The sequence below is a fragment of the Moorena sp. SIO1F2 genome (genome assembly GCF_010672755.1).
In the GTDB taxonomy this organism is placed as follows: domain Bacteria; phylum Cyanobacteriota; class Cyanobacteriia; order Cyanobacteriales; family Coleofasciculaceae; genus Moorena.
Genome location: NZ_JAAHFV010000224.1, coordinates 1 through 6,801 on the forward strand (window position 1 = coordinate 1; position 6,801 = coordinate 6,801).

Annotated in this window: 3 protein-coding genes; 2 read left to right on the forward strand and 1 reads right to left on the reverse strand. The window is 44.0% G+C overall.

Features of this window, described 5'->3' with window-relative positions:
* Nucleotides 1-282: 282 nt before the first annotated feature.
* A complete protein-coding gene (locus tag F6J94_RS22630; RefSeq protein ID WP_293044353.1) occupies nucleotides 283-1,635 on the forward strand; it encodes an ATP-binding protein in 1,353 nt (450 codons plus the stop codon).
* Between the two features lie 184 nt (nucleotides 1,636-1,819).
* Complete coding sequence (locus F6J94_RS22635; protein ID WP_293044355.1) at nucleotides 1,820-5,737, forward strand: hypothetical protein; 3,918 nt, start codon at nucleotides 1,820-1,822, stop codon at nucleotides 5,735-5,737.
* 116 nt (nucleotides 5,738-5,853) lie between these two features.
* Here the strand turns inward: F6J94_RS22635 and F6J94_RS22640 are convergent, their stop codons facing one another.
* Nucleotides 5,854-6,759, reverse strand: coding sequence for an Rpn family recombination-promoting nuclease/putative transposase (locus F6J94_RS22640; RefSeq protein ID WP_293044356.1), 906 nt, complete (start codon nucleotides 6,757-6,759; stop codon nucleotides 5,854-5,856).
* Nucleotides 6,760-6,801 lie beyond the last annotated feature (42 nt).

Genomic DNA, 6,801 nt, shown 5'->3' on the forward strand with positions numbered 1-6,801 from the left:
TATTACTTTACACAAGTGGCTGATTAGGTTCAGAGACTCGTTCACGAGATTCAGAGACTCGTTCACGAGATTCAGAGGCTCAATCACCAGGTTCAGAGGCTGATGCGATCGCACTTGCTTAAATTAGCCTACCCTTAGTGCAATGGATTACTATAGACAAAAATTACCTATTAGTGTACCCAAAAACGAATTAGAACTCGCAGCATTACTTATGATACATATACAGTCTTGAACCCTTGATGATCTGACACCCCACACCCCACACCCCACACCCTACACCGGATGACTCTAAATTTCACCCAGTTTTACAAAGCCACTAACCCAAGCAAAACCCTTGATATCACCCAGGCAGAAGACCAGAAGCTCTATATCGATTTTTCTTCTGTCCGGGGGGGAGCACTGATTGAGCAACTGAAAGCGCAAATTACTCTATTCTCGGAAGACCAGCCCACCTGTCAATTATTTACCGGACATATTGGTTGTGGGAAATCTACGGAATTATCTCGACTCAAGGCTGAGTTGCTAGCAGAAAACTTTCATGTGGTTTACTTCGAGTCGGATCAAGACTTGGAGATGAATGATGTGGATGTGGGGGATATTTTATTGGTTATTGCTCGCCAGGTCAGTGAAAGTTTGGAAGCTAGCCAGGTTAACTTACAACTAAAAGGCTTTAAAGCTTTCCTAGAGGAAATTACCACATTGTTGGGTTCCGATGTGACTGGGGTTGAGGTTAAGATTCCCAAGGTTGGTGAGTTTGGGGTCAAGGAAAAACAGGGAGAGTATTCTTTATCGGCAGGGATTGCCAAAATTACCACGAGAGCTAAAAATAGCCCAACCTTGCGTAATCGGTTGCGGGATTATATCGAACCTCGTACCAAAACCATTATTGATGTAATTAATACCGAGTTGATTGAGCCTGCGATCGCTCAACTCCAACACCAGGGAAAACGGGGACTAGTAGTAATCGTGGATAACCTTGACCGGGTCGAAATTGTGCCCAAGCCTTGGGGGAGACCACAACCGGAATATTTATTTGTAGACCGGGGAGAACAGTTGCGCCAACTCAACTGTCATGTAATTTATACCATGCCCCTAGGGCTACGATTTTGTCATGATATCAATCGGCTTACCAATCGTTTCGGGGGGGTTAAGCCGAAGGTGTTGCCCATGGTGCCAGTAACGCAACGGAATGGTAAGCAGTGTGAGGAAGGAATGGCTGGGCTCAGAGCGATGGTAATGGCTAGAGCTTTCCCTAAGCTAGCACCAGCGCAACGGTTGCAGGGGATTGCGGAAGTGTTTGATGCACCAGAAACCCTTGACAAACTCTGTGCTATCAGTGGTGGTCATGTGCGGGAGTTACTGGCAATGCTTCGGGATTGGATTATCCTGGAGAGCAAGTTACCCCTATCCCGGGCAGGGTTAGATCACGTTATTCGTAGTCGCTGTAATAACATCCGATTCGCGATTGAGGAAGAAGAGTGGGAATTATTGCGTCAGGTGCATCAGAACCAAGAAGTAAGTGGTGAGGACCATTATCGAGTGCTGGTGCGTAGTCTATTTGTGTATGAATACTATGACACTCAAGGGTCTTGGTTTACAGTGAATCCGATTCTGGTAGAAACTGGCAAGTTGTAGGGGAGGGAACAGGGAATCGGGAATCGGGAACAGGGAATAGGGAGTAGGCGTAGGGTGCGTTAGGGAAGGGCTCGCCCTAATTTTCAACCTCGTAGCCAGTGTTGGGATAGCCCGCCCCGTAACGCACCACCTCATAGTCAAACCTTGAATTTGGAAACACCATTGCACCCATTATCATAACTCCATGACTAATAGTCAGTCACAGGATCATCACCAACAAGCTAATCAACAACAGCTATTGAAGCAGCTGGCTTGGGCAATGGAAATGGGAGCCAGTGAACAGGAATTTTCCTTAATCTTTGCCCATTGTAATTATACCCAGTGGCGAGACCAGTTGATTCAACAGCTGGCAGAGGTTTGTTCGGTAGAGATTCTCCCGATTGGGCTAACTCCCGAGGTCACCCAGCTCTACAGGACTATATACAGCAAGATTCAATCCCAACTGGGACAAGAACCGCCCCAAGGCATTATGGTGTATGGCTTTGAGGTGGTCAGAGACCTTGAGCAACTGCTCAAATTAGCGAATCGAGTCCGGGAAGAGTTTCGCAAACAGTTCCATGTCCCCGTCCTATTTTGGGTAGATGACCGAGTCTATTCCCAATTCCTGCGCTCTGCCAGGGATTTGGCCAGTTGGGGAACCGGTTTAACTCTGGACTTTCAAATCTCTACCGCTAAAATAATCAAATTTATCAAACAGGTTACTGATATTGGGTTTACTCAAGTCTTAGCTGCTGGAGCCGCTGGGGGTCTTGACCATGGACAGAATCTTAGTCACCAGCAGCTGGCTGACTTACGCTGGGCTTGGCAAGATTTGCAACATCGGCAGGTAGAATTAGCGCTAGACTTAGAAGCCAGTGTGGAATTTATCCTAGGTCGAGGACTTCCCGATGATCTCAAGCAGTCTAAGAAGCATTATCAACGAAGTTTAAAGCTATGGGAAGATCTCCTGGGAGTTTACCCTTCTTCCGACCCCGAACATCTAATCCGATACGGATGTGTTCTGTTTCATATGGGGCAATGGTGGCGTACCTATGCTGATCAAGACCGGAATCAGGGTAAGGAACATTGCCTAAGGGCTAGAGACTATTTTTTGCGATCGCATGACTGCTTTGAGCAAGCTAAGCGTCCCGACTTAGTGGCTAAGTTTATCAATCCCTTGGGGGAAATTCTACAAAGACTAGGGCAATGGGATGAGTTGGAGCAGTTCGCGAAAAAAGCCTTAACCCTTCATCTGACATATCCCAATCCGGTCTGGCTTGCCCATTATTACGGCTTTCTAGCGGCAGAAGTCGCTATGGCTCGCTCCCAATGGCATCGAGTCAAGGAGTTGGCCACTAAAGCACTGAAAATCCTTACCGATGCCAAGAATTATGTTGACCTCCCTGGTGACCTGACTCGGGAGCAGTTGGACTGGGCGTGGGAACTGCATCAAGGTTGGTATTGCTTATCCTTAGCGAAAGCCTACAAGCATCTTGGTCTACCCCAGGAGGGGATTGGGTATCTACAGCAAGCCAAAGAGCAAACCAATCCTAACTTGAATCCCGACCTATATATTCAAATTCTCAAAGAATTGCGACAGCTATACTTTGACCAAGGGCAGTATCAAAAAGCCTTCTCAGTTAAGGCATACCAGCAATCAATCGAGTATCATTTCCGGTTTCGGGCATTTGTGGGCGTTGGTCAATTATCCCTCAAGGAACGAATCAGAAATACTCAAGTGGCTGATCGCATTGCTGCCTCTGGTCGAGAACAAGCGATCAATGACTTAGTTGAGCGTATTGGTCGCAAAGACCACAAACTAACGGTAATTTATGGATCCTCCGGCGTGGGTAAAAGTTTTCTACTTCAGTCTGGTTTAATTCCGAGATTACAGCAAGAGATTATTGCCGCTCGGGATGTGGAGCCAGTGTTGCTGACGGTTTATAAACGGTGGCAAGATAGCTTGGCTAAAACAATAATTGGAACAGATCAGGGGGGAGAGGGGAAAAAAATTCTGGACAAAATTCTCCACCAGCTGGGACACAATAGTCATAATAATCGACTGACTGTTCTAATTTTCGACCAGTTTGAAGAATTTTTATTTCAGTATCCTAAGCCAGAGCAACGGCGAGTTTTTTATCAATTCTTAAAGGACTGTCTAACTCTTGAAGCTGTCAATATAATTCTGGCCTTGCGAGAAGATTATATCTATTATTTATTAGAGTGTAATAATCGCCTGATTAGTTTAGATGTCGTCAATAATGATATTCTCAGCAAGGATGTTCTATATTACTTAGGTAATTTTACTCAATACCAGGCAAAAAGAGTTATTAAACGCTTAACGGAGCAAGCTAAGTTTTCCTTAGAACCAGAGTTAATTGAGCAATTGGTAAAAGATTTAGCAGCAGAAACAGGAGAAGTTCGTCCGATTGAATTGCAAGTGGTGGGAGCACAATTAGAAACCGAGGGAATTGTCACCTTAGAGCAGTATCAGCAAAGGGGCGATAAGGAAAAACTAGTAGAGCGTTATCTGGAGGCTGTCGTTAGGGATTGTGGACAGCCAAGCCAAGAAACTACCTGGCAATTGTTGTTTATATTGACCGATAACAAGCAACTGAGACCCTTAAAAACAGAGACTGAATTAGCTAATATTTTAACCTTAAAACTAGAGAAAATTAGGATAATTTTGGATATTTTAGTGGGTTCGGGGTTAGTGTTTAAGATTCCATTAGAAACAGAAAAATTATATCAGTTAATTCATGATTATTTAGTAGATCCGATTCAGAAAATATATGATAATCATAAAAAACAAAAACTTGCAAAAATTGATAAAGAAAAACAAATTTTGCTGGAACATAAACGAGTAGGACTAAAACTAGAGCTAGCAGGATTTACACATCTTAATAATTTTATTTATAGCCCGTTTTATGCCTTACTAGCAGCTATGGAAACCGGGAAAGATTTGAAAGCAATGGTCACGAAACATACTCCCTTTAAAGACTATCCCGCTGCTAGTCCAATACTCGCTTTACAACGGATTCTTGACTATATTGAGGAGCCTAAACTTGCCAAGCATCAGGGTAGGGTTAAGCAGATAAAATTCAGCCGGGATGGTCAGTATCTGGCTAGCGCTGGATTTGACAGAATCATTAGTTTGTGGAATCTCAACACTGGGCAAGTCCAACAATTTATAGGGCATCAGGATTCAGTTAAGCAGTTGCAATTCAGCTGGGATGGTCAGTATCTGGCTAGCGCTGGATTTGACAGAATCATTAATTTGTGGAATCTCAACACTGGACAAATCTACCAATTGCAAAGAGATCGGGTTCAGGTTAGGCAGTTGGAATTTAGCTGGGATGGTCAGCTACTTGCTAGCGCTGGAGTTGACGGAATCGTAAGGATTTGGAATCTCAACACTGGGCAAGTTAACCATCTGAAGGGATATCGGAGTCAGGTTACCCAGGTGCAATTTAGCTGGGATGGTCAGCTGTTGGCTAGCGCTGGAGTTGACGGAATTGTCAGGTTATGGGATCTCGACACTGGCCAAATCCATGAATTGGAGGGGCATCAGGGTAGAGTTTACCAGGTGGAATTTAGCCCTGATTGTCAGTTGCTCGCTAGCGCTGGAGATTACGGAATCGTGAGGTTGTGGAATCTCAAAACTGGCCAAGTCCAACAATTTAAAGGGCATCACGGTAAAGTTTACCAGGTGGAATTTAGCCCTGATGGTGAGCTGCTTGCTAGCGCTGGAGATTACGGAATCGTGAGGTTGTGGAATCTCAAAACTGGCCAAGTCCAACAATTTATAGGGCATCAGGGTAGAGTTTACCAGGTGGAATTTAGCCCGGATGGTCAATTGCTGGCTAGCGCTGGAGGTGACCATACCGTGCGCCTGTGGGATTTAGCAGGTCGCCAAATTGCCCAATTCGAGGGGACTCGACTGGTTTTCCACCCAGATGGGACGCAACTCGCTACTGTAGACGGGGATACCATCAAGCTGTGGCGGCTGGACACCCTAGATGGACTCTTAGCTAGGGGTTGTGCTTACTTACGTAGTAATTTCAGGGATAGTTCTGTCAATCCGGAACTGAAGGCGTTTTGTGATCACTTGCTGGAAGAATGAATGTAGAATGTAGAATGTAGAATGTAGAATGTAGAATGTAGAAGGCAAAATGTAGAATTACAAATTCTCAATTCTTAATTCTCAATTCTCAATTCTCAATTCTTAATTCTTAATTCTTAATTCTTAATTGATTCAATCTCTTCCCGAGAAAGTTGGGTAATTTTCATAATAGTCTCCACATCTAAACCTTGTTCCCGGCAGGAACGGGCGATCGCTATTTTTTCTTCTTGTTTTCCTTGTTGCATCCCTTTTTCCATCCCTCGAATTTCTGCCTGTTCCACTTGCCATTTGGTCTCAAGCTCTTGGGTACTCAGGATACTGGCTTCGTCACGCTTGTTGTTGATATAACGCTCATAAGCTACTCGTTCTTGTTCTGATAAATTATTAACTCGTAGCGCCTCCTTGGCTTCGGCTATTCCTTTGGCAGAAAATTCCGCTTTGATGTCGCTGTTTTTCAGAAAATAAATCCATTCATCTAAGGGGTTTTTCGCTAAATCCTTAAAATTTCTGACTTTCAGTAAGTAGTATTCTGGGAAGATATCTGCTACTTTATTGATGTGAAATTTAAATTCCTGAGTTTTTGTCGGTTGCAGGATATCCCCGAGATTAGCCCCAATGAACTCTCCGCGATAGGAATAAATATAGTCATCTCCCATTCCCAGGTTAAAGTAGACTATATTGATTGAGTAGACTTTTTTAATTTGACCGTACTCTTGACCTTTGTATAAGTATTCGGTGACTAACTTAGAGGCACCGTAGAGCATACGGTGGAAATAATCGTGTTGAGGGTTGTTTTGTACTTCAATCAGGATCAGCTCACCATCAGTGGTTTCAGCGAGAATATCAACTCGGTTAGTTTTATCATCGAGTGTCTCTTGATTAGCTTCGCTTTCCAGAAGGGTTTTGATGGTAATATCAAAATGCAACAACTCACTTATAAACCCTTCCAAAACACCAAAGTTAGCTTTATTCCGCAGCAGTTTTTTGATTGCCCAATCAAAGCGAATATGTGTATCTGGCATTGTCTTGTGCTGGTGCTACTGTTCTCGATTATCTCGATTATA

Excerpts from the sequence above, each read along its gene's own strand:
- F6J94_RS22640 (WP_293044356.1), bottom strand. The coding sequence starts at position 6,759 with ATGCCAGATACACATATTCGCTTTGATTGGGCAATCAAAAAACTGCTG.
- F6J94_RS22630 (WP_293044353.1), top strand. The coding sequence starts at position 283 with ATGACTCTAAATTTCACCCAGTTTTACAAAGCCACTAACCCAAGCAAA.
- F6J94_RS22635 (WP_293044355.1), top strand. The coding sequence starts at position 1,820 with ATGACTAATAGTCAGTCACAGGATCATCACCAACAAGCTAATCAACAA.